The organism is Algoriphagus persicinus, from assembly GCF_035156415.1.
GTDB classification, from domain to species: Bacteria; Bacteroidota; Bacteroidia; order Cytophagales; family Cyclobacteriaceae; genus Algoriphagus; species Algoriphagus persicinus.
The window spans coordinates 138,460-159,254 of record NZ_JAYEEY010000007.1 but is presented as its reverse complement, the minus strand read 5'-3'; the positions used below and the strand labels follow the sequence as shown (position 1 = coordinate 159,254).

Below are 20,795 nucleotides of genomic sequence, written 5' to 3'. Positions count from 1 at the left end.
GATGTTATATCCTATTTTTGATTATTTGGACCGAGTGCTGGATATTCCGGGAACAGGGGTGTTTAGATACATCTCCTTCCGTGCGGGGATGGCATCGCTTTTTTCATTGATCATCACCATCTCTTTTGGTCACAAAATCATCGCGTGGATCAGAAACAAGCAGATCGGAGAGACGGTAAGAGATCTTGGATTGGAAGGACAAAATCAAAAGAAAGGCACTCCTACGATGGGTGGTTTGATGATGATTGCAGCGATTTTGATTCCTACGTTGCTTTTCGCAGATCTGAATAATATTTACATCATTCTACTGCTTATTACCACCGTTTGGCTTGGTGCCATAGGATTTATAGATGATTACATCAAGGTTTTTAAGAAAAACAAAGAGGGCCTTGCCGGCAAATTTAAGATCATCGGTCAGATCGGTATAGGTATTATTGTAGGTTCTACGCTTTATTTCCATGAGAGCGTAGTCATCCGTGAGTTCACCAACCCGGTTTCCATAGAAGAAGGCGTGGTAGAAACTCCGACTTTCAGAGATGTGAAAGTGGCTAAAACCACCATTCCTTTTACCAAAAATAATGAGCTGAACTACGAGACTTTGCTTGGATTTATGGGTGAGACGATGACGCCGATCTTGTACATTTTCGTGGTGACGTTCATTATCACGGCCGTTTCTAACGGAGCAAATATCACGGATGGAATAGATGGTCTAGCCGCAGGAACATCAGCAATTATCGGATTGACGATTGCGATTTTCGCCTACCTCAGCGGTAATGCGATTTTCTCCTCCTACCTCAACATTATGTATATACCAAACTCGGGAGAGTTGGTGATTTTCGCTTCGGCATTTATCGGAGCTTGTGTAGGATTCCTTTGGTACAACGCTTATCCTGCTCAGGTGTTCATGGGAGATACCGGCAGCTTGATGCTGGGTGGAGTGATTGCTGTTTTGGCTTTGACGCTTCGCAAAGAATTGCTAATTCCAATTATGTGTGGGGTGTTTGTAATCGAAAATGTCAGCGTGATGCTCCAAGTGGGTTATTTTAAATACTCTAGAAAAAAATACGGTGAAGGCAGGAGAATATTCTTGATGTCGCCGCTGCATCACCATTACCAAAAGAAAAATATACCTGAAGCCAAGATCGTAACACGATTCTGGATTGTAGGGATTTTGTTGGCAGTGATCACTTTAGCAACTCTAAAACTTAGATAATAGAAATGAAAAAAATAGTCGTTCTGGGCGCAGGAGAAAGCGGATTGGGAGCAGCAATGCTTGCCAGACAGAAGGGCTATGCCGTTTTCGTTTCTGATTCAGGGAAGATTTCTTCGGTTAGAAAAGCTGAAATGGAACGATTGGAAATTGCATATGAGGAAGGAAAACATTCGGAAGAGAACATCCTTAATGCTGACCTAATCATCAAAAGTCCAGGAATACCAGCTAGTGTAGCGATCGTTCAAAAGACTTTGCAAGCTAAGATTCCTGTGATCGATGAGTTGGAATTTGCCAGCAAATACAGTGAAGGGAAGATCATCGCGATCACCGGAACCAATGGTAAAACCACTACTACATTGCTGACCTATCACTTAATGAAAGAAGCAGGTTTGGATGTGGGACTAGCTGGAAATGTAGGTAAAAGCTGGGCTGCTCAATTGGTAGAAAATGACCACGAGTGGTGGGTGATTGAGTGCAGTAGTTTTCAGATTGATGGTTTTGTGAGCTTAAGACCTACTGTCGCCATTCTCACTAATATCACGCCAGATCACCTAGATAGATACGATTATCAGATTGATAAATACATCGATTCTAAGTTTGCAGTTTTCAAAAATATGAAACCAACTGATCGGGCAATTCTACTTGCAGAGGATGTCTTGACCTTGGAAGGATTAAAAAACAGAACTATTCTACCGATTCAAAATTGGATTTCCTTGGAGACAGCCCAAACAAATGGGGGGGATTTCAACGCATCCTCTCTTGAAATCAAGATAGAGGATAAATCTGTGAAAATTCCGTTTGCGGCTCTTCCTATCAAGGGTAAGCATAATATTTTAAATGCCCTTTGTGCAGGTTCTGCAGCATTGATCGCCGGAGTGGATGAGCAAGCGATGCTAGCTGGATTTCAAACGTTCAAAAATGCTCCTCACCGCATGGAGTTTATCCGCGAGGTAGATGGAGTGCAATATATCAATGACAGTAAGGGTACTAATGTAGAAGCCACAGCTTATGCATTGGCTAGTTACGAGAATCCATTGATATGGATAGCAGGTGGCATAGACAAGGGGAATGATTACGCTGTCCTTTTGCCTTTGGCAAATAAGAAAGTGAAGTCTCTGATTTGTCTTGGAATAGACAATGAGAAATTGAAAACGGCTTTTGGCTTGGCTATACCAGATATCCGGGAAACCCAAGATATCAAAGAGGCCGTGAATTGGGGTCAAGCACTTGGAGAGTCTGGCGATATAGTTTTGCTATCACCGGCCTGTGCAAGCTTTGACTTGTTTAAAAATTACGAAGATCGCGGAGTGCAATTCCGTGAGGCAGTAGAGAACCTTAAACCGAATCCCATCGCATGAGAGAGTTCAAAGCATGGATAGACAGGAATTTCAAAGGCGACCCAATTATTTGGGGCATTGTCATTCTATTGTCTCTCTTCAGTATTCTGGTGGTGTATTCTGCGACAGGATCGTTGGCATATAAATATGCCGGTGGTAACACCGAGATCTACCTGATAAGACATTCCATGTTGATATTCGTGTCACTGGTAGTGATGTGGCTGGCGCACAAAGTGCCATATAGAAAGTATGCAGTCTATGCTCGATTGGGAGTGATTATTTCCATTCCACTCTTGCTGGTGACATATTTATTTGGTTCTAATATCAATGAGGCCAATCGCTGGATCACCATCCCGGTTATCAATCAAGCTTTTCAGCCTTCAGATTTGGCAAAATTAGCTTTGATTGCATCGATAGCAGGAATGCTAGCCAAGCGGCAAAATAACATTAAGGACTTTAAGAGCACGTTCGTGCCGATTATAATCGCCATAGGCTTGATCAGTGGCCTGATCGCTATGGCAAATTTCTCCACGGCCATTTTACTCTTGTTGACTTGTCTTCTGATCATGTTCATCGGCAGAGTCCCCGTTAAGTACCTCGCGATGGTATTAATGGTGGGAGCTTTAGGGCTGACTGCGGCAGGATTTATAGGACAAAGGGGCGCTACACTTGTATCCCGAGTGGAGGACTTCATGAACACGGATGAAATTCCATTCCAGGCAGAGCAGTCATACATCGCAATAGCGACCGGTGGAATCGGTGGAAAAGGCCCAGGGAATTCTGAGCAGAGAAACTCACTTCCGCATCCTTATTCGGATTTTATCTATGCCATTATCATCGAAGAATATGGTCTGATCGGAGGATTCTCTGTGCTGTTTCTATACCTCGCGCTTCTGTACAGAGGCATGCGGATCGTGGCGAATTCTAACAAAGCATTTGGAGGATTGCTATCTGCAGGGTTGAGTTTCGCCTTAGTCATCCAAGCATTAGTCAATATGGCGGTGGCAGTGGGCCTAGTGCCGATTACTGGCTTGCCACTACCGCTTTTGAGCATGGGAGGGACATCCTTGGTATTCACGGGCATATCACTGGGGATCATTCTCTCTGTCAGTCGTGGTGATCATCAGGATGAATCACAGACAAGCACCGCTTTTGGCAATAGAACAAGACTTAAAACCACATAACTATTAACGCACAAAACACATATCGCATTTTGATCAGTGGTGGAGGTACCGGAGGGCATATCTATCCGGCTATCGCTATTGCCAATGCCTGGAAGGAAAAACACCCGGGCAGTGAAATCTTATTTGTGGGTGCTTTGGGCAAAATGGAAATGCAGAAAGTGCCTGAGGCTGGGTTCCAGATCATTGGACTTCCTGTGGCTGGTTTGCAAAGAAGCCTATCTCTTGAAAACTTGAAATTTCCATTTAAGCTATTGAAAAGCCTGACTCAAGCTTCGCAAATCATCGCCGATTTTAAACCAGATGCAGTGGTAGGGGTAGGTGGCTATGCAAGTGGGCCAGTGCTTTATGCTGCGCAGCGAAAGGGTATTCCCACGCTAGTACAGGAGCAAAACTCCTACGCAGGCTTGACTAATAAAATTCTGGCTAAAAGAGCCAAAAAAATCTGTGTTGCTTATCCAGCGATGGATCGCTTTTTCCCAGCTGATAGAATCGCCTATACAGGCAATCCTGTTCGAAAGGATATCCTTGATTTATCCGGAAAAAGAGAAAAGGCAATGACGCATTTTGGATTGGATCCCGCTAAGAAAACACTCTTGGTATTGGGAGGCTCACTTGGAGCTAGGACGCTCAATCAAGCAGTGCTGAAGGATATGCAAAAACTGGATGAAGAAGGTTATCAGGTGCTTTGGCAGTGTGGCAAGTTTTATTTCAAAGAAATGAAATCCAAACTGGTCGACTCTGGTCTGGCGTCTATTCATCTGCATGAATTTATCCGTGAAATGGATTTGGCGTACGCAGCTGCAGATGTGATTGTATCCAGAGCTGGAGCACTTTCGGTTTCAGAACTTTCGCTAGTCGGCAAGCCGGTGATTTTCATCCCATCTCCCAATGTGGCAGAAGATCATCAGACCAAAAATGCCATGGCTTATGTAAGTCATGATGCTGCTTTGCTACTGAAAGACTCGGAGGCAGTAGGCGCTTTAGAACTAAAAGTAAATGAGCTAATGAAGGATAGCAACCTGTCTGAGAAATTAGGAAGAAATATAAAAAATCTAGCTAAGCCCAATGCGGCAAATGCTATAGTGGAAGAAGTAGAACAAATGATTACATGAGTTTCGAAGGAATAAATAGCGTCCATTTGCTTGGTATCGGTGGCATAGGCATGAGTGCCTTGGCCCGTTGGTTCCGCCATGAGGGATTTGCTGTATCCGGCTATGACCGTACGCCTTCGTCACTTACCGATCAATTGATAGCAGAAGGAATGCAGGTTTCTTTCGAAGATAAGTTGGAAACTATACCAAATGTGATCAAAGACAGCCCTGAAAAGGCGCTGATCATCTGGACTCCGGCTATGCCGAAAGGCAGTGTTCAGTTGAATTTCTTTCAGGAAAACGGCTTTCAGTTCAAGAAGAGATCGGAAGTGCTAGGTATGGTGACAAGTGCCTACTACACCATAGCCGTAGCAGGTACTCATGGCAAGACTACCACTTCCTCCATGATAGCGCACATGCTGAAATCTGCCGGAAAACCTGTGGTGGCATTTCTAGGTGGAATCACGCAGAATTATCAAAGCAATCTCATTCTTGGTGATAAAAAATCCAAGGAACCAACATTGGTAGTGGTGGAAGCGGATGAGTTTGACCGCTCGTTTCTCAGACTTCATCCCAATGAGATAGTGCTCACAAGTGCTGATCCGGATCACTTGGATATCTATGGAGACGAACAACACATCTTGGATGGATACTTGGAGTTTGTCCATCTGGTAGATAAAAAAGGAAGAGTGTACATACAGCAGTTTGCTACCCAAAGACTTGGAGGAGGGCGCCTGCCCAAAGTCGTGACTCGTGAATATGGCTTGAGATCCTCTGGCATCCATGCTGAGAATATTCAGGCAAGACCGGGATCATTTGTCTTTGATTATCTGGATGGAAAGAATGAGATCAAGGGTCTGGAGTTGTTTATTCCAGGTTTTCATAATGTAGAAAATGCCTTGGCCGCAATTGCTATTGCATTGGATCACGAGATTTCAGTGGAGCAGATCAGAAAAGGAATCAGCTCTTTCAAAGGCGTAAAAAGAAGGTTTGAAATTCATGTGAACGAAGGAAATCATGTTTTCATTGATGACTATGCACACCATCCGGAGGAGATCAAAGCTTGCTTGAGTTCGGTGAGAGCGATGTTTCCGACGAAGAAATTGACGGTGATATTCCAGCCGCATTTGTACACGCGCACGAGAGATTTTGCCGAAGGCTTCTCAGAGAGTCTTTCGCTGGCAGATTCGGTGTTTTTGCTGGATATCTATCCTGCGAGGGAGCTTCCTATCGAGGGGGTTACTTCTGCCATGCTTTTGGCAGGAATCAATACCGATCATAAGGAACTGGTGGCTAAAGAGGATTTGATGAGTCATTTGGATCGGGCTTCTACGGAGGTTTTGGTTACCCTTGGAGCGGGAGATATAGATCGTCTGGTGCCAGGAATCGCTACCTGGATGAAAGAAGGACTTAACCGATTTGCATCATGATAAAGGCAAACGTAAAAAAGATACTCGCTTTTGTAGTGCTCACTTTAGTGCTGGTAGGATTTATTGGCTTTGTAGAAAAGCAGACACTTTATAAAACTTTCCAGGGGACTGAAATAAATATTGAAGGCGTAAGCGGAGTCTATTTTGTGGAGGATGCTGAAATCGCCAGGATCCTAGGCCAAGCATTTCCTGATCTAAAACCAGGATTAATGCTGGAAGAGGTACCGATGAAAGATATTGAAATTAGGTTGCTAGGACATCCATTTGTGAAGTCTGTGCAAGCAATGCTTGGGCAGAAAGGCATATTGAATTTGAAGATCAGCCAGCATCAGCCTATCGCGAGAATAGCTCAGCCTATGGCGGCGGATGGGTATATCACTACGGAGGGCAAGGTGATTCCTACTTCTACATCATACACGAGTCGTGTACTCATACTGGAAGGAGACTATGCAGAAATGCTGATGGATAAAGGCGATATCACTGCTGACATGCCTGAGTTGATGGACTTGATCAGGTTCATCACTGAAGATGAATTTTGGAATGCGCAGATCACCGAAGTGGAAGTGAATACCAAGGATAACATTCGTCTTTTTCAGCAAGTAGGAAGACAGGTTATTGAGTTTGGAGATGCACATGATATAGCAAATAAGTTTGACCGAATAGCGGTCTTTTATAAGGAAATACTGCCTCGCAAGGGCTGGAATGCTTACGACCGAGTAAGTGTAAAGTTTAAGGATCAAATCGTCTGTGAATAATAGCTTGGATATGGAAAATAAAGAATTAATAGTAGGACTGGACATTGGGACAACCAAGATCTGTGTCATCGTGGGCCGCAAAAATGAGTATGGCAAACTCGAGGTGCTGGGCATGGGCAAGGCCGTTTCTGACGGAGTTGATCGTGGGGTGGTGACCAACATAGACAAGACAGTTCATGCTATAGAAAAGGCAGTAGAGGAGGCTTCAGAAATGGCTAATGTGGACATCGTCGATGTCATTGTAGGAATTGCGGGTCAGCATATCCAAAGTAAGATTCAGAGTGGCAGCATTATGCGTCAGCCGACGGAAGATGAGATCACGATAGAGGATGTGAGAAGACTTTCCAGTGAAATGGAAAATATTCTGATCCCTCCGGGAAATACAATTATTCACGTAATGCCACAGGATTATACGGTGGATTACGAAGGTGGTATCAAAGATCCGGTTGGGATGTCGGGTACACGCCTGGAGGCTGATTTCCATATCATCACAGCTCAGACCACCGCTATCAACAATATCAACAGATGCGTTCGCCGTGCAGAATTAGTTTCCAAGCAATTGATTCTGGAGCCATTGGCGAGTTCACTTTCTGTATTGAGTGATGATGAAAAAGAAGCAGGTGTCTGCCTGATAGATATAGGGGGCGGTACCACAGACATCGCCATTTTCTATGAGAATATTATCCGCCACACCGCCGTGATTCCTTTGGGTGGGAATATCATCACCAAGGACATCAAAGAAGGCTGTATGGTGATGCAAAATCAAGCTGAACTTCTGAAGACAAAATTTGGGAAAGCGATCACAGAAGAAGCTAATCCTAATGAGATCGTGTCGATTCCAGGCTTGAGAAATAGAGCCCCAAAAGAGATTTCTATCCGAAACCTAGCTTCTATCATTCAGGCAAGAATGGAAGAGATCATCGAGATCGTACAGAATGAGATTATGCAAAGCGGGCATTACAAAAAGCTGGCCGGGGGCATAGTCCTTACAGGTGGTGGCTCGCAACTGCAATTTATCAGTCAATTATTCGAATACATGACTGGCCTGGATACCAGAATAGGCTATCCAAACGAGCACTTGGGCAAGTCGGTAATCGAGGAAGTGAAGAGCCCAATGTACGCTACATCAGTAGGTTTGGTACTTGCGGGTTTCAAAGCACTTGATGACAGAGATCAGGGGTATGCCAAGCGTACTGCCAATGGGAAAACAATAAGAAACCCAAAATCAATGGACATCAGGCCAAAAGACATTTTCGATAAGATCGCCGGAAGACTGAAAGGAATTCTCAGCGATGATATCGGAGACGATAGTAACTACTAGGGCTTATGATTGGGGGAGATTGCCAGCTTTGCTGCCAATTTCCCCATTTACCAACCCATTTAGAACAACCTTAGAAAATTTCACCAATAAAAATAAATATGTCAGATAACATGAAAGATTACAGATTTGATTTACACAAAAACCCGAAGTCGATTATAAAAGTAATCGGCGTAGGTGGTGGCGGTTCTAATGCCGTAAACCACATGTTTGGTCTAGGAATTAAAGACGTAGAGTTTGTGGTAGTCAATACCGACGCTCAGGCGCTTAAGTCTAGCCCAGTTCCTCTTAGGTTGCAACTTGGTGCCAATTTGACCGAAGGCCTAGGTGCGGGCGCAAATCCTGAGCAAGGTAAAAATGCAGCTATAGAATCAGAGGATGAGATCCGTGAGCTATTGGCTGATAATACCAAAATGGTATTCATCACAGCTGGAATGGGAGGAGGTACCGGTACCGGTGCAGCTCCTGTGGTAGCGAGAATCGCAAAAGAACTTAATATCCTGACAGTGGGTATCGTGACCGCGCCATTCATGTTTGAAGGAAAGAAAAAAATGAATGTAGCCCAGGCAGGTATCGAAGCGCTACGTGAGAATTGCGATACGGTGCTGGTTATTCTGAATGACAAATTAAGAGAGATCTATGGCAATCTTGCTATCAGAACTGCTTTCAGCAAAGCGGACGATATTCTATCTACTGCTGCTAGATCTATCGCTGAGATCATCACTGTTCATCAAGACGTCAATGTGGATTTTGAAGATGTGAAGACAGTAATGAAAGACGCAGGTGCAGCTGTGATGGGTTCTTCCACTGAGGAAGGCGAAGGACGTGCAATCCGTGCTGCGGGTGCAGCTATCTCTTCTCCATTGTTGAATAATGTAGATATCAAAGGAGCTGAGAAGATCTTGCTTTCTATCATGTCTGGCGAAGAAGAGGAATTGTCAATGGACGAATTGAGCGAAATCACTGAGTACATCCAAGAAAAAGCAGGTGACAACGCTGAGGTTATTTTCGGTCAAGGCATAGATCCGGAATTGGGCAAAGCTATCCGTGTGACGGTGATTGCTACTGGTTTTGAAATGGATAGATTGGCTGGCACCAAGAGAGAAGAAACTGCCAAAGCAATTGCCGCACCTTCTCCAGCTCCAGTAGCCAGCACTCCAGTGCAGGAAGTAGAGGAAGAAAAGACAGTGATCAATTTGGACTCAGGAAAATCTGAGAAAGTAAAAGAAGAACCAGTTTCTAACGGATCTACGTTTGTATTCTCCATGCCTAAAACTCCTGCCCCGGAAGTGAAGCCAGCGGCTGAAGCTCCAAAGAAAGAAGAACCAACTGAAGCTCCTAAACCAGCTCCTAAGAAAGAAAGCCTATTCTCTTTCATGAAGCCTAAGGAAGAAGTGAAAGCGGAAGCTCCAAAGCCAGCTCAGGAGAAAATCGTACACGATCTTTTCGAAGAAGAAGATGAAAAGAAAACTGTAGAAGAGCCTAAGAAAGAGGAAGAAGCAACTACTCCAGCTTTTGCAAATGATTACTATGAGCAAATGAAGCAGAAGGCGATTCAAAGAGCTCATGAGCGTTTCGAAAAGCTAAAAGGTAACCGTGCATTTAATCCAACTCCGGAAGAGTTGAAGGAAAAAATGGAAGTGCCTGCTTATCAGCGTAAGAATGTCGTTTTGAACGAACCTCAGCATAGTTCCGAGCCAAGCATCAGCAAGTACAACTTGAACGATGACAATGAGATTCTAGGAAATAATAGATTCCTGCACGATAATGTGGACTAAGTCCTAAAAATCAAGCAGCATGTCTGCCTGGGTTTGCAGCAAGTCCAAGTACAACCTGTTGGTGAGCAGGTTATCTGACATATTTTGCTCTATTTTGGCCAGTTTTGGCTTTAGAGCAAGGACCTGCATTCCCAGATAATGGAAGATGTCGGTAAGGTGGCTCATTGCGATGCCACCGCCGCCTATTCCAGATGAAATACCTACTAAAGCACATTTTTTGTTCCTAAATGTATTAGGATAAGTCATTCCGTCGATGAAGGTCTTTAGGATTCCCGGAAAAGAGCCGTTGTACTCAGGCACGATGAACACAAACTTTTTTCCACCCACCAATTGGTCATGAAACTCATTATACAATTCATGCTTCCCATTATTTTCATACAAAGCATTCTCTATAAAATCACTGGGTAAGTTTTCCAATTCAAGGATTTCGGATTCCTCCCCTTTATCTTTGAGAATTGCCTGATAAAGCTCAGCGATGGTTTTTGAAACTGAATTCTTGCGGTTGGTTCCTACGATTATCTTGATCATTTTCTGGTTTTTCTGAAAGGAATACATTCTTGCCTAGGCAAAAGTTCGAAGCTGGGAGGTAATTTATATATTTAGGGCAGGCAAATTTAACTTAATGTATTTAAGCTTTTAAACCAGTAAAAAGATTAAAGCATCATAGGATTTTGTAAACTCTGGCATTTAGGTTACTTCGGTCACCCGTCTTCGGTCTTCCTTCCAGTAAAGTAAAAAAATTATGGATACTGGCATCATTGCTGTAAAACAGATTCAACTTTATGAACTACCTAAATCAAATCTCTGAAGCAGCTTCTTTTATTCGTTCACACTATACCAGTGAAGTATCAACAGCGATCATTCTGGGCACCGGGCTGGGACATTTGGGTGATCAAATCATCGTGGAAAAGGAAATTGACTATGCTGACATTCCTCACTTTCCGCTATCTACTGTAGAAAGTCATTCCGGTAAATTGATTTTCGGGGAGCTGTCAGGAAAAAAAGTAATGGCTATGAAGGGACGCTTTCATTATTACGAAGGCTATTCCATGCAGGAGGTTACTTTTCCAGTTCGTGTGATGAAGAAGCTTGGAGTGAAAACGCTGCTGGTCTCAAATGCCAGTGGAGGTCTCAATCCAGATCATGAAGTTGGGGATGTGATGTTGATCCGTGATCAGATCGATTTATTTCCAGAGAGCCCACTTCGTGGAAAGCATTACGAGGAATTTGGTCCAAGATTCCCTGATATGAGCGATGCTTATTCAGCAGATTTGATTGCTATTGCGTTGGGATTTGCGAAAGCAAATAATTTCAGGGTTCACACAGGTGTCTATGCTGGAGTGCAAGGCCCAAATCTGGAAACTCCCGCAGAATACAAGTATCTACGGGTATTAGGCGCGGATGCTGTGGGAATGAGTACAGTGCCCGAAGTGATCGTGGCGAGACAAATGGCAATCGAGGTTTTTGGTGTTTCTGCGATTACCGACTTAGGGGTAGAAGGCAAAATCCAGCCAGTTACCATAGCCGCAGTGCTTGAAGCTGCTGCTAAAGCTGAGCCTATGATGGCTGAGATCATCAAGGAATTGGTAAGGCAGATTGGATGAGGATGAAAGCTTCACCGCTGACCGGCTTCTCCAGAAGCTGGACTAATAAGATTTTTATAACCATATAGTCACATAGAGATCATAGTTTACCAAGCATAGTTATAGCTTTCAGACCATTTTTACATTGGGAGTGACGCATTAACTGTGCTCCCCATGTCAACCCCAGTATCCACGATTGTTAATTCTCATTAAAAAAAACTGCGCCTTTGCGCCTTGGTGGGAGACATCAAGTGCCTACCAGCTAGTAGGCTTATAGTCCTTCAAAAATTTTCCATTCCAGTGTTTTCCTGTATTGATTCCATCAAAGAGTGGATCCAATACCCGGGCAGCTCCATCGACTATATCCAGTGGTGGTTGGAAGTCGTGCACTTCCTGCTTTCGCTTCGCTAGCTCCGCAGGATCTTCATCTGTCACCCATCCAGTATCCACGGCATTCGTGTAAATTCCTAATTTGGGTAATTCTGCCGCAGAAGTCAGCGTCATCATATTCAGCGCTGCCTTGGCCATATTGGTATGCGGATGTCGGGCTTCCTTGTGAAACTGATGAAATTTCCCCTCCATTGCCGAGACATTGATGATGTGTTTTTTGCCGGTGTTATCCTTCTTCATGATGTTTACTAGTCGGTTGCATAGTACAAAAGGTGCCACTGAATTCACCAACTGTACTTCCAGCATTTCGTTGGTTTGAATCTCGCCAAGCTTAAGCCGCCAGCTGTTTGTTTTCCGCAAGTCCACCTGCTGAAGATCTGCATCGAGTTTTCCTATAGGAAAAATTTCCTCCGAACTTAAAGAATCATCGATGCTGTAAGGGATTTGGGTCAGCTGAGCAGAAGAAGTTAGCCCGATTCCAAGTTGCTTTCCATGCCAGGAAACAGGCAGATTTTTACTTTCGCCTTCGGCAAATTCCTGGCTCAGCGCACGTATCTCCTGCAAGCAAGCATGATGATCGGAAAGTAATTTTTGCGAAGCTGAAGATAGATCAGTCCATGATAAGGACTCATTTTCCATCAAATGCTGGTAAAAACCACTTGGTCTCCGAACGGTCTGGGCAGCATTGTTGATCAGCACATCTAAGCGGTTGTATTGCTGCTCGATGTAATTACAAAAAATCTCCACACTTGGAATATGTCTCAAATCCAGTCCATGGATATGAAGCTGATCGCCCCATTCACTGAAGTCAGGTTCCTTGGCATAGCGCAATGCAGAATCCACAGGAAATCTAGTCGTTGCAATCACCGTAGCGCCTGCACGAAGCATCATGAGCGTGATGTGGTAGCCGATTTTCAATCTGGAACCCGTGACTAAAGCCACTTGGCCTTTCAGATCTGCCGTTTGGAAACGCTTGGCATAATTGAAATCTCCACAGCCCGTACACATAGTGTCGTAGAAATGATGCAGTCGGTCAAAGGATTCCTTGCAGACGTAGCATTCCCTGGGAGACTCAAGTTGGGTAGCTTCTTCGGCTTCCTTGCCAGTCAAAGCCAGCATGCTAGGAGCTATGAAAATAGAAGCTTCCCGCGCAGAACGAATACCCGTAGTCTTTCGGGCTAGAATGTCCTTTGCAATTACTTTTTTACGGTGGATTTTTTTTGCGCTCTTTTTGCGCTCAGCAAGTTCGTCTTTGCAGGGACGGGAAAATTGTCCCGCGGCCATCAGAAGCGCAAGCCTACTTTCCTTAGGAATGTCAAAAATCTGATCTGTGTCCTCATTCAATCCCTCCAGTACAGCAATGCATTGTGCGATTTGTTCAGGTGTGATTTTTACTGGGGTGACAGATTTATTTCCCTTCTCCATGGTCGTGTGCTTACAAGGGCATAAAAGTAGAGATTTAAAAAATGGAAAGTGAATTTGGATTGTTGTTGGTTGGTGCCATAAAGTCGGAAATTGAAAGAGGGGGAATAAAAATGTTGTGTATACAAGAGAAATTCAGATTGCTTCTACACTTGTACCTCGCTTATCGCAATGACGAACTTTTAAAAATTGCGCCGTTGCGCCTTCGCGGGAGGAATAAACTTTGCCGCCGCGAGAGAAATTTCACATATCACTAAGGGTAAACCCCAACTCCCCTGTCATAGATCCAAACTAAACCAATTAAGATGAATTCGTTTACTAAAATTTTTGGAGTGATATTTTTCATGGCGATCAATCCCCTGCAAGCACAGCAACTCACTCAAACGGTCCGTGGCAATGTGATCGACCAGATTACAAAGGCTCCTATGCCTGGCGCAACGGTGATGATTTTGGGTTCAGATCCAGTAATTGGAACTACCACAGATGTGGATGGGTATTTCAAACTCGCGGCATTACCCTTGGGCACTTACTCGCTTAAAGTAAGTTTTATGGGGTTTAAGGAAATTATTTTTCCCAACGTCCAATTGAACTCAGGTAAGGAAGTGGTTCTGACAATTCCTTTGGAGGAGGATATCACACAAATCGATGAATTTGTAGTGACGGCTACTGAAAAAGACCGGACTATCAACGATATGATTCAGGTCAGTGGAAGAACATTCTCTGTAGAGGAAGCAAGGAAATTTGCTGCAGCTGTAAATGATCCAGGCCGAATGGCAGCCTCTTTCTCTGGAGTAACCAGCACAGATGACGGCAACAATAACATTTCCATCCGTGGCAACAGTCCTAATGGTTTGCTTTGGCGGATGGAAGGGATAGATATTCCAAATCCCAATCACTTTGTCAATCCCGGCACCTCTGGTGGTGGCGTATCCATCTTGAGTTCTCAGTTGCTGGCCAATTCTGATTTCGTGACCGGAGCTTTTCCTGCGGAATATGGCAATGCACTTTCAGGCGTGTTTGACCTGAGTCTGAGAAAAGGGAATAATGAAAACCAAGAATTCACAATTCAAGCAGGGTTTTTAGGTTTGGACTTGGCGGCAGAAGGCCCGATCGCCAAAAACTACAAAGGTTCTTATCTGGTCAACTACCGTTATTCTACGCTTTCTTTGCTATCAAACATCGGTCTTCCGCTTGGTGACTTTGTGACCAATTTTCAGGATTTGTCCTTTAATATCTATTTGCCAACTGGTGCGAAAAGTAACATTACCCTATTTGGCTTCGGTGGGCTGAGTGATCAGAAAGGCGATGCGCAAAAGGATTCGCTGGAATGGGAATCTGAGGGCGATCGCTACGGAAGCACTTTCTTTTCTAATACGGGTGCAGTGGGAATCAAGCATTCATTTATATTGAACCAAGCGAATTTCCTTCAAACTACTGTGCTGGCTTCAGGAAATGCCTTGGGTACTACAGAATCCAGACTGGATGACAACTTGCAGTCTCAGGATCGTTTTTATGAAAATTACAGCAATTCCAAGGTCACATTAAGTTCTGTTTTGAATACCAAGTTTTCCGCCAAAGCGAGTTTGAGAAGTGGGTTTTATGTTAATCAATTGTATTACAACCTACGCGAGGACGACTTTGAGGAAGCTGCACAAAGCTTGGAAACCAACATCAATTCTAAAGGAAATACACAGAGTATTCAGGCTTTTTCCCAACTGAATTACCGTGCCAGCGAGAGACTGACGTTGAATGTCGGGCTGCATTACCTACAGCTTTTGCTGAACAACTCTAACTCGATAGAGCCAAGACTCAGTGCTTCTTATGCGCTGGATGAAAAGCAGCGTCTGAGCTTCGGGTATGGACTCCACAGTCAGGTGCAGCCATTGGGAACATATTTCGCCGAGCAAGAGGTGAACGGACAGATTATCCTTCCTAATAAAGATCTTGGTCTGAGCAAATCGCATCATTTTGTGCTGGGCTATGATCGCTCATTAAATCCATATTTGCGCATGAAAGTGGAGACTTACTATCAACTTTTGTTTGATATACCGATCAAAAGCGTTGCGGATGAAACTTATTCCATCATCAATCAGCAATGGACTTTTGCTACTGACCCGCTGGTGAATGAAGGCTTTGGAAGAAACTATGGAGTGGAGCTTACCTTGGAGCAGTTTACGCACAATGACCTGTACTTTCTGCTTTCCACTTCTCTCTACAATTCCAAGTACAAAACCAACGAGAATATCTGGAGAAATACGGCCTACAATGGCAATTTCAATGTGACGCTGACTGCCGGCAAAGAATACAAGCTGAAAAAAGAGCGAGTGCTCGGACTGAATGTCCGTGCCATCTACACTGGTGGGCTTCGCACCACACCGATCAATCTGGAGGAATCCATAGAAAAAGGGGAGGGCGTATATGATGAGAACCTGGCCTATACAGCTCAGAATCCAGCCTATTTCCGCACAGATCTTCGCTTTAGTCTAAAGAAAAACAAACCCAAGTCCACCCGTACTTGGGCACTGGATATCCAGAATGCCACCAACCGCAAAAATGTCTATGGGAGCTACTTCGAACCTATGGACGGAGAGATCAAAACCTCCTATCAAACTCCGTTGATTCCTATTTTGAGTTACCGGGTAGAGTTCTAATGAACTTGAGGACAGTTTTTAGAGAATACATAATAATGTAGATGTATAATATGGAACTTCAGTCTCTTCTGCCTGCGGATAGGTAGGGGTTTTTGGGGCCAATAAAAGCAAAAGATGGGGACTGGCCACATTTTGGAAACCATATTGGGATTTCTTTGGATCAAGTATGGTAAAATCTCTTCAAGTGTTCTCTTATTTCTCTTTGTACTCCATCCAGTCCACTTCCAACTCAAAGGGGAATTTAGGTTTTTCAAGTGAATTAGGTTTCCCTTCCACCGCCCAGTCCTTTGTATGCCAAAAGTTCATCCGATACTTGGATGCATGCTGGGGAATCCCGAGTTGCGAACCTTGATAATCCCATAGAACAAGTGTGTCAGCCGTCTCAGGATGTAGCATCCACCAGCGTAATCTGTCACTTTCCCAGTCAAATCCATAGGTGTGAAACTGCGACGAAGCATCGAAATTTTCGATAGCAGGGATACTTGCAGGGATATTTTGTGAGCCGGTCAAAGGTGTTGGTGTCCCGTCGAATCCCACTTTTGAGATCGTTTCGATTATTTTTCCCTCTGCTAAATTGATGATTCTTCCTATGCGTTGCAGCTTGCCATGTTCACCCGTCCAAGTGCCCACGTAGATGATTCTTGGGTCAGCCAGCAGCCATTCGAAGTCGATTTCGCTCAGGCCTTCTTGATCGTCTTCATGGTAGGTGAAATAGCCCACCACAGCACCTACATTAGGCTGCTTTTTTGTTGCATTAGGCACTTTAAGCCTAGTAGAGTAAGTCCCGAAATGGGTGAAATGCTTGGTGATAATCTCTGGTCCCTTACCTGGGCCAGCTATTTCATCCGGATTCAGTTTGAAGGACAGTATCTTGGTTTTTCGTTCAGATGGAGATGAAATCCCAATTTTATGTTTAAAATCGACATTCGCTCCTGTTGAGCCGTAGCGAAAATTCTTTAACCTAGATTCTGAGAAGTCCTCGCAGAAAGACTTATGCTTTTGATCTGATTCATTTGGAACAAAGCTAGCCATTAGCAAAAAAAGTAAGATAAATACGTGTTTCATATGTTTATAATTTTTTCTTTAAGGCCATATGGAATCTCGCATGCATTATAATCATCCCAGTGTGTGACTTTCTAGTCATGTTCAAAATTTCTTTTGTTCTTTTGCCTTGACGCAAAAGAACCAAAAAGTCAAGACGCCAGCAAAGCTCCACCCCGCAGGCCAGCCGCCTGGCTCGCTGCTGCGACAGCCTTACGCGCCCTAAGAACAAGCATATCTGCTGTTGCGGTGTATGCTGGGAATAATCATCCCCCTGTGTGACGTCTGCGGCATGCTCGATTTCATTGGATTGAAGATAAGAGAATTTATTGTCTCATGACTTTGGAATATATAACTAGTTGAAAGTTCATCGGGTTTAAGTCTGCTGAATCACTGAGTTGAACTACTACGAAATGGTTATCTGTAGAGGTGAATCTGTTATTTCTAACCTAGCATCTACAATCTTTTTCCATATATGCATCTCCAATAAAGGTGTTGGTTCGGATAGCTAGACTCGCCGAGCCAAGGTTCCAATAGTTTTTTATTTATCAAGTAATGTATTGAATGTCACGAGATTAATCGGGGGTGTGGATAAAGTTTTGTACCTTAATCTGATTCAAACATAATTTTTATAGCTATGTCACTTTTTACGAATTGCTATCAGGAAATAGTCGGAGTAGATCAAAACCCAATCAATAGGGAAGAAATCACGAAGTGGGCAAAAGAATATTGGTGTGCAGTGCATCCACATTCAGAGGGGGAAGGCTATGTGGATTTTATGATGGAAGAGGGGTTAGACAGCGTAAATGCATCTTATGGTAAAAATTATGAAAAACTTTCTGTGATAAGAGAAATATTACGATTCAGATAATTTTCAGTCTGAATCAAAATATGAAACCGAAAAATAATCAATTCAAACTTCAACCTAAACCCTTTCAATTATGGAACGCATAAATGTAAACTCTAGAAGAAAATTCCTCGGAACTCTCGCTGCAACTGCTAGCATGTCTAACGTAGGAACAGCCGTTTTGGCTGAGGGAATTAATGGTAATAGCACAAAATTTATCCACGAAGCGGATGAATGGTTTAAGAAGATAAAAGGTTCTCACAGGGTGGTGTATGACGGATCTACACCTCACGACGGTTTTGCAATTATTTGGAATTGGGCTTTTTATTTATCTAATAATCAGACAGGATCGGAAGATTCTGATATTACAGCTATGTCAGTCTTAAGGCATTCAGCCATCCCGTTTGCATTGAAGAGTGAGCTTTGGGAGAAATATAATTTAGGGGAGTTTTTTGGGATAATGGACAAAAAAACCCAAAAGCCTTCCTTGAGAAATCCCTATTATGAGCCCCAGGAGGGTGATTTTCCTGTTCCAGTAATTCAAGGGATCAAAGAACTTCAGTCCAGAGGAGCGATGTTTTGCGTCTGTGACTTGGCATTGAACGTTTATGGTGGTGCGAAGGCTCAGCAAATCGGTAAAGAGGCCGCAGCAGTTTATGAAGAATGGAAAAATGGGGTATTGCCAGGTATTCAGATTGTGCCATCTGGAGTTTGGGCGCTAGGCAGAGCTCAGGAAAATGGATGCGGATATATTTTTGCCGGTAATTAATAAGGCGAGAACTAAAATTACAGACGAGTAATTATTGCTTTCATAGGTTATGTGCTCCAAGTTTTCAAGCTTACCTGCCATGGGTGAGCTTGAATTTAATTACTTCCTCGGATGAAAATCCGTCAACACCTGCCTCAAATAATCCCGATCCAGATGAGTATAGATTTCCGTGGTCGTGATGCTTTCATGGCCAAGCATTTCCTGCACTGCACGGAGATCGGCTCCTCCTTCGATCAGATGAGTGGCAAAGGAATGTCGGAACGTGTGGGGGGAAATATTCTTTTCGATTCCTGCTTGCTCAGCAGTTTTTTTGATAATCAGAAAGATCATTACCCGGGAAAGTTTCTTCCCTCTTCGGTTTAGAAAAACATATTCTTCATGGCCTTTGGCGATAGTTTGGTGTACACGGACTTCGTCTTTATAGATGTTTAGATATTTCAAGGCATCTTTTCCGATGGGCACTAGACGTTCTTTGTTTCCCTTGCCCGTCACTCTCAGAAAACCTACATCTTCGAACACCTGTCCTTTTTTTAATTCGGTAAGTTCAGAAACGCGAAGTCCTGAACTGTATAGCATTTCCAGCATCGCACGGTTGCGGTGGCCTTCAGGTTCTCCGAGTGGTATTGCCTCCAAAAGCTGCACAATTTCCTGATAGCTTAGTGTGTCGGGAAGTTTACGACCAAGCTTCGGAGCTTCCAGAAGCTGAGCAGGGTCTTCGGTGATTCTGTCCTCATACATCAGGTATTTGTAAAAAGCTTTGATTCCTGATATAATTCTGGCGTGGGTATATTCCGATATTTCCAGCTTGGCTAGTTCGTTTACAAACCTTCTTAGATGTTCCAGTTCCAGCGTCAAAGGGCTTTGATCAGGGAAATTTGTATCACTGTATTTCGCCAGTTTTTCCACATCCCTGGTATAAGCTTCAATAGAATTCCCGCTAAGCGATCGCTCTAGTTTGAGGTAATGGCGGAATTGTTTGATGTGGTTTTCCCAGACTTTGTGCATAGGAAGTTTATAAAATTGAAAAATTGAGAGGTTGGAAAATTAACATTCCCGCATTTCGTCTAGATTTCCTTCCCATGTGATTTTGCCTCTTAGATTGGCTAATTCAGCCAATTTGATTTTTCTCAGATAAACTTTTAAAGCTTCTTCTACGACTTCCTTTGGATTTTTGTGATCGTTTTTTTTGAGAATTTCAGCAATCAGATTATTGATTAATTCATTTTCCATATCCAAGTGATTAGACCCAAAAGTAAATTTAGGGATTTTCGTTCAGCTATTTGTTCAATAGAATATTCTATAAGCTTTTGGAATAAAATCTTACGTATATCAGCTTTTCTGCCTGCAGGAATTCAACAGCAACATAAGAGATGGCAAACTAAATAATGGAAGGCAACTTCGGTCACCCGTCTTCGGTCTTCGGTCCACCTAAACAAAGAAAATAACATCATTGCCTGCATTACGGAAAATCACAAGAAACTTTCAACCTTCCAACTTTACCACTTTAAAACCTGAAAATCCTTTTAACTTTGAGCTGATAACCATCAAACCGAATTTTGTTTTGAAAATCCTGATCATTAACGGGCCAAATCTTAATCTACTTGGGAAAAGAGAGCCGGAAGTCTATGGAAGTACTTCTTTCGAAGAATATTTTGAGGGCTTGAAAAAAGCTTTTCAGGATATTGATCTTCATTATTATCAAAGTAATATAGAGGGCGAACTGATCAATAAGATTCACGAAGTTGGATTTTCTTTTGATGCCATTCTTCTGAATGCAGGTGGCTTTACTCATACTTCCGTAGCAATCTCTGATGCCATCGCCGGAGTGACAACTCCTGTCTTAGAAGTACATATTTCGAATATCTATAAGCGGGAAGAATTCCGCCACAAAAGCATCATTTCCAAATCCTGTGTCGGAATGATTTCAGGCCTTGGCCTCAAAGGCTACGCGCTAGGAATTCTCTATTTTCAATAACCACTACCTAC

General features: G+C 43.4%; 18 protein-coding genes. 13 read left to right on the top strand and 5 right to left on the bottom strand.

Annotated elements, in window-relative coordinates; genetic code table 11:
* Window position 1: 1 nt before the first annotated feature.
* The 8 genes from mraY to ftsZ all read left to right on the top strand — a co-directional run bounded on the left by mraY (window position 2) and on the right by ftsZ (window position 10,106).
* Entirely contained in the window at window positions 2-1,213 is a 1,212-nt protein-coding gene (mraY, locus tag U3A58_RS07680) for a phospho-N-acetylmuramoyl-pentapeptide-transferase (protein ID WP_323822825.1), read from the top strand.
* 5 nt (window positions 1,214-1,218) lie between these two features.
* On the top strand, window positions 1,219-2,571 hold the full coding sequence (murD, locus tag U3A58_RS07675) for a UDP-N-acetylmuramoyl-L-alanine--D-glutamate ligase (RefSeq protein WP_323822824.1): 1,353 nt from the start codon (window positions 1,219-1,221) through the stop codon (window positions 2,569-2,571).
* A complete protein-coding gene (locus U3A58_RS07670) occupies window positions 2,568-3,734 on the top strand; it encodes an FtsW/RodA/SpoVE family cell cycle protein (protein WP_323822823.1) in 1,167 nt (388 codons plus the stop codon). Before murD ends, U3A58_RS07670 begins: the two co-directional genes overlap by 4 nt.
* Before the next feature lie 2 nt (window positions 3,735-3,736).
* Entirely contained in the window at window positions 3,737-4,846 is a 1,110-nt protein-coding gene (gene murG / locus U3A58_RS07665) for an undecaprenyldiphospho-muramoylpentapeptide beta-N-acetylglucosaminyltransferase (protein ID WP_323822852.1), read from the top strand.
* Window positions 4,843-6,255 carry a UDP-N-acetylmuramate--L-alanine ligase gene (gene murC, locus U3A58_RS07660; protein WP_323822822.1) on the top strand — a complete coding sequence of 471 codons (1,413 nt, stop codon included), beginning with the start codon at window positions 4,843-4,845 and terminating at the stop codon, window positions 6,253-6,255. The genes murG and murC overlap by 4 nt, the downstream gene beginning before the upstream one ends.
* A complete protein-coding gene (locus U3A58_RS07655; RefSeq protein ID WP_323822820.1) occupies window positions 6,252-7,010 on the top strand; it encodes a cell division protein FtsQ/DivIB in 759 nt (252 codons plus the stop codon). Before murC ends, U3A58_RS07655 begins: the two co-directional genes overlap by 4 nt.
* Before the next feature lie 10 nt (window positions 7,011-7,020).
* Window positions 7,021-8,331: a cell division protein FtsA gene (ftsA, locus tag U3A58_RS07650; RefSeq protein WP_323822819.1), complete on the top strand. Its 1,311-nt coding sequence runs from the start codon at window positions 7,021-7,023 to the stop codon at window positions 8,329-8,331.
* A 98-nt stretch (window positions 8,332-8,429) separates the two neighbouring features.
* Entirely contained in the window at window positions 8,430-10,106 is a 1,677-nt protein-coding gene (ftsZ, locus tag U3A58_RS07645) for a cell division protein FtsZ (protein ID WP_323822817.1), read from the top strand.
* A gap of 3 nt (window positions 10,107-10,109) precedes the next feature.
* On the opposite strand, the gene U3A58_RS07640 is transcribed toward ftsZ, so the two are convergent.
* Window positions 10,110-10,634 carry an NADPH-dependent FMN reductase gene (locus U3A58_RS07640; RefSeq protein ID WP_323822816.1) on the bottom strand — a complete coding sequence of 175 codons (525 nt, stop codon included), beginning with the start codon at window positions 10,632-10,634 and terminating at the stop codon, window positions 10,110-10,112.
* A gap of 254 nt (window positions 10,635-10,888) precedes the next feature.
* Between U3A58_RS07640 and U3A58_RS07635 the strand changes: the two genes are divergently transcribed.
* Window positions 10,889-11,710, top strand: coding sequence for a purine-nucleoside phosphorylase (locus U3A58_RS07635; RefSeq protein WP_323822815.1), 822 nt, complete (start codon window positions 10,889-10,891; stop codon window positions 11,708-11,710).
* A 234-nt stretch (window positions 11,711-11,944) separates the two neighbouring features.
* On the opposite strand, the gene U3A58_RS07630 is transcribed toward U3A58_RS07635, so the two are convergent.
* Window positions 11,945-13,504 carry an SDR family oxidoreductase gene (locus U3A58_RS07630; protein WP_323822814.1) on the bottom strand — a complete coding sequence of 520 codons (1,560 nt, stop codon included), beginning with the start codon at window positions 13,502-13,504 and terminating at the stop codon, window positions 11,945-11,947.
* Window positions 13,505-13,806: 302 nt separating this feature from the next.
* Between U3A58_RS07630 and U3A58_RS07625 the strand changes: the two genes are divergently transcribed.
* Window positions 13,807-16,152, top strand: a complete 2,346-nt coding sequence (locus U3A58_RS07625) for a TonB-dependent receptor (protein ID WP_323822813.1) — start codon at window positions 13,807-13,809, stop codon at window positions 16,150-16,152.
* A gap of 192 nt (window positions 16,153-16,344) precedes the next feature.
* On the opposite strand, the gene U3A58_RS07620 is transcribed toward U3A58_RS07625, so the two are convergent.
* Window positions 16,345-17,217: a glycoside hydrolase family 16 protein gene (locus tag U3A58_RS07620; protein ID WP_323822812.1), complete on the bottom strand. Its 873-nt coding sequence runs from the start codon at window positions 17,215-17,217 to the stop codon at window positions 16,345-16,347.
* 613 nt (window positions 17,218-17,830) lie between these two features.
* Between U3A58_RS07620 and U3A58_RS07615 the strand changes: the two genes are divergently transcribed.
* Window positions 17,831-18,064, top strand: coding sequence for a hypothetical protein (locus tag U3A58_RS07615; protein ID WP_323822811.1), 234 nt, complete (start codon window positions 17,831-17,833; stop codon window positions 18,062-18,064).
* A gap of 70 nt (window positions 18,065-18,134) precedes the next feature.
* Entirely contained in the window at window positions 18,135-18,809 is a 675-nt protein-coding gene (locus tag U3A58_RS07610) for a Tat (twin-arginine translocation) pathway signal sequence containing protein (RefSeq protein ID WP_323822810.1), read from the top strand.
* 99 nt (window positions 18,810-18,908) lie between these two features.
* Here the strand turns inward: U3A58_RS07610 and xerD are convergent, their stop codons facing one another.
* The gene (gene xerD, locus U3A58_RS07605) at window positions 18,909-19,814 is read right to left on the bottom strand and encodes a site-specific tyrosine recombinase XerD (protein WP_323822809.1); all 906 of its coding nucleotides are present in this window, start codon (window positions 19,812-19,814) and stop codon (window positions 18,909-18,911) included.
* 39 nt (window positions 19,815-19,853) lie between these two features.
* Window positions 19,854-20,039 (bottom strand): hypothetical protein, encoded by a 186-nt coding sequence (locus U3A58_RS07600; protein ID WP_323822808.1) that lies wholly within the window; start codon window positions 20,037-20,039, stop codon window positions 19,854-19,856.
* A 331-nt stretch (window positions 20,040-20,370) separates the two neighbouring features.
* Between U3A58_RS07600 and aroQ the strand changes: the two genes are divergently transcribed.
* Window positions 20,371-20,784: a type II 3-dehydroquinate dehydratase gene (gene aroQ / locus U3A58_RS07595; RefSeq protein WP_323822807.1), complete on the top strand. Its 414-nt coding sequence runs from the start codon at window positions 20,371-20,373 to the stop codon at window positions 20,782-20,784.
* Window positions 20,785-20,795 lie beyond the last annotated feature (11 nt).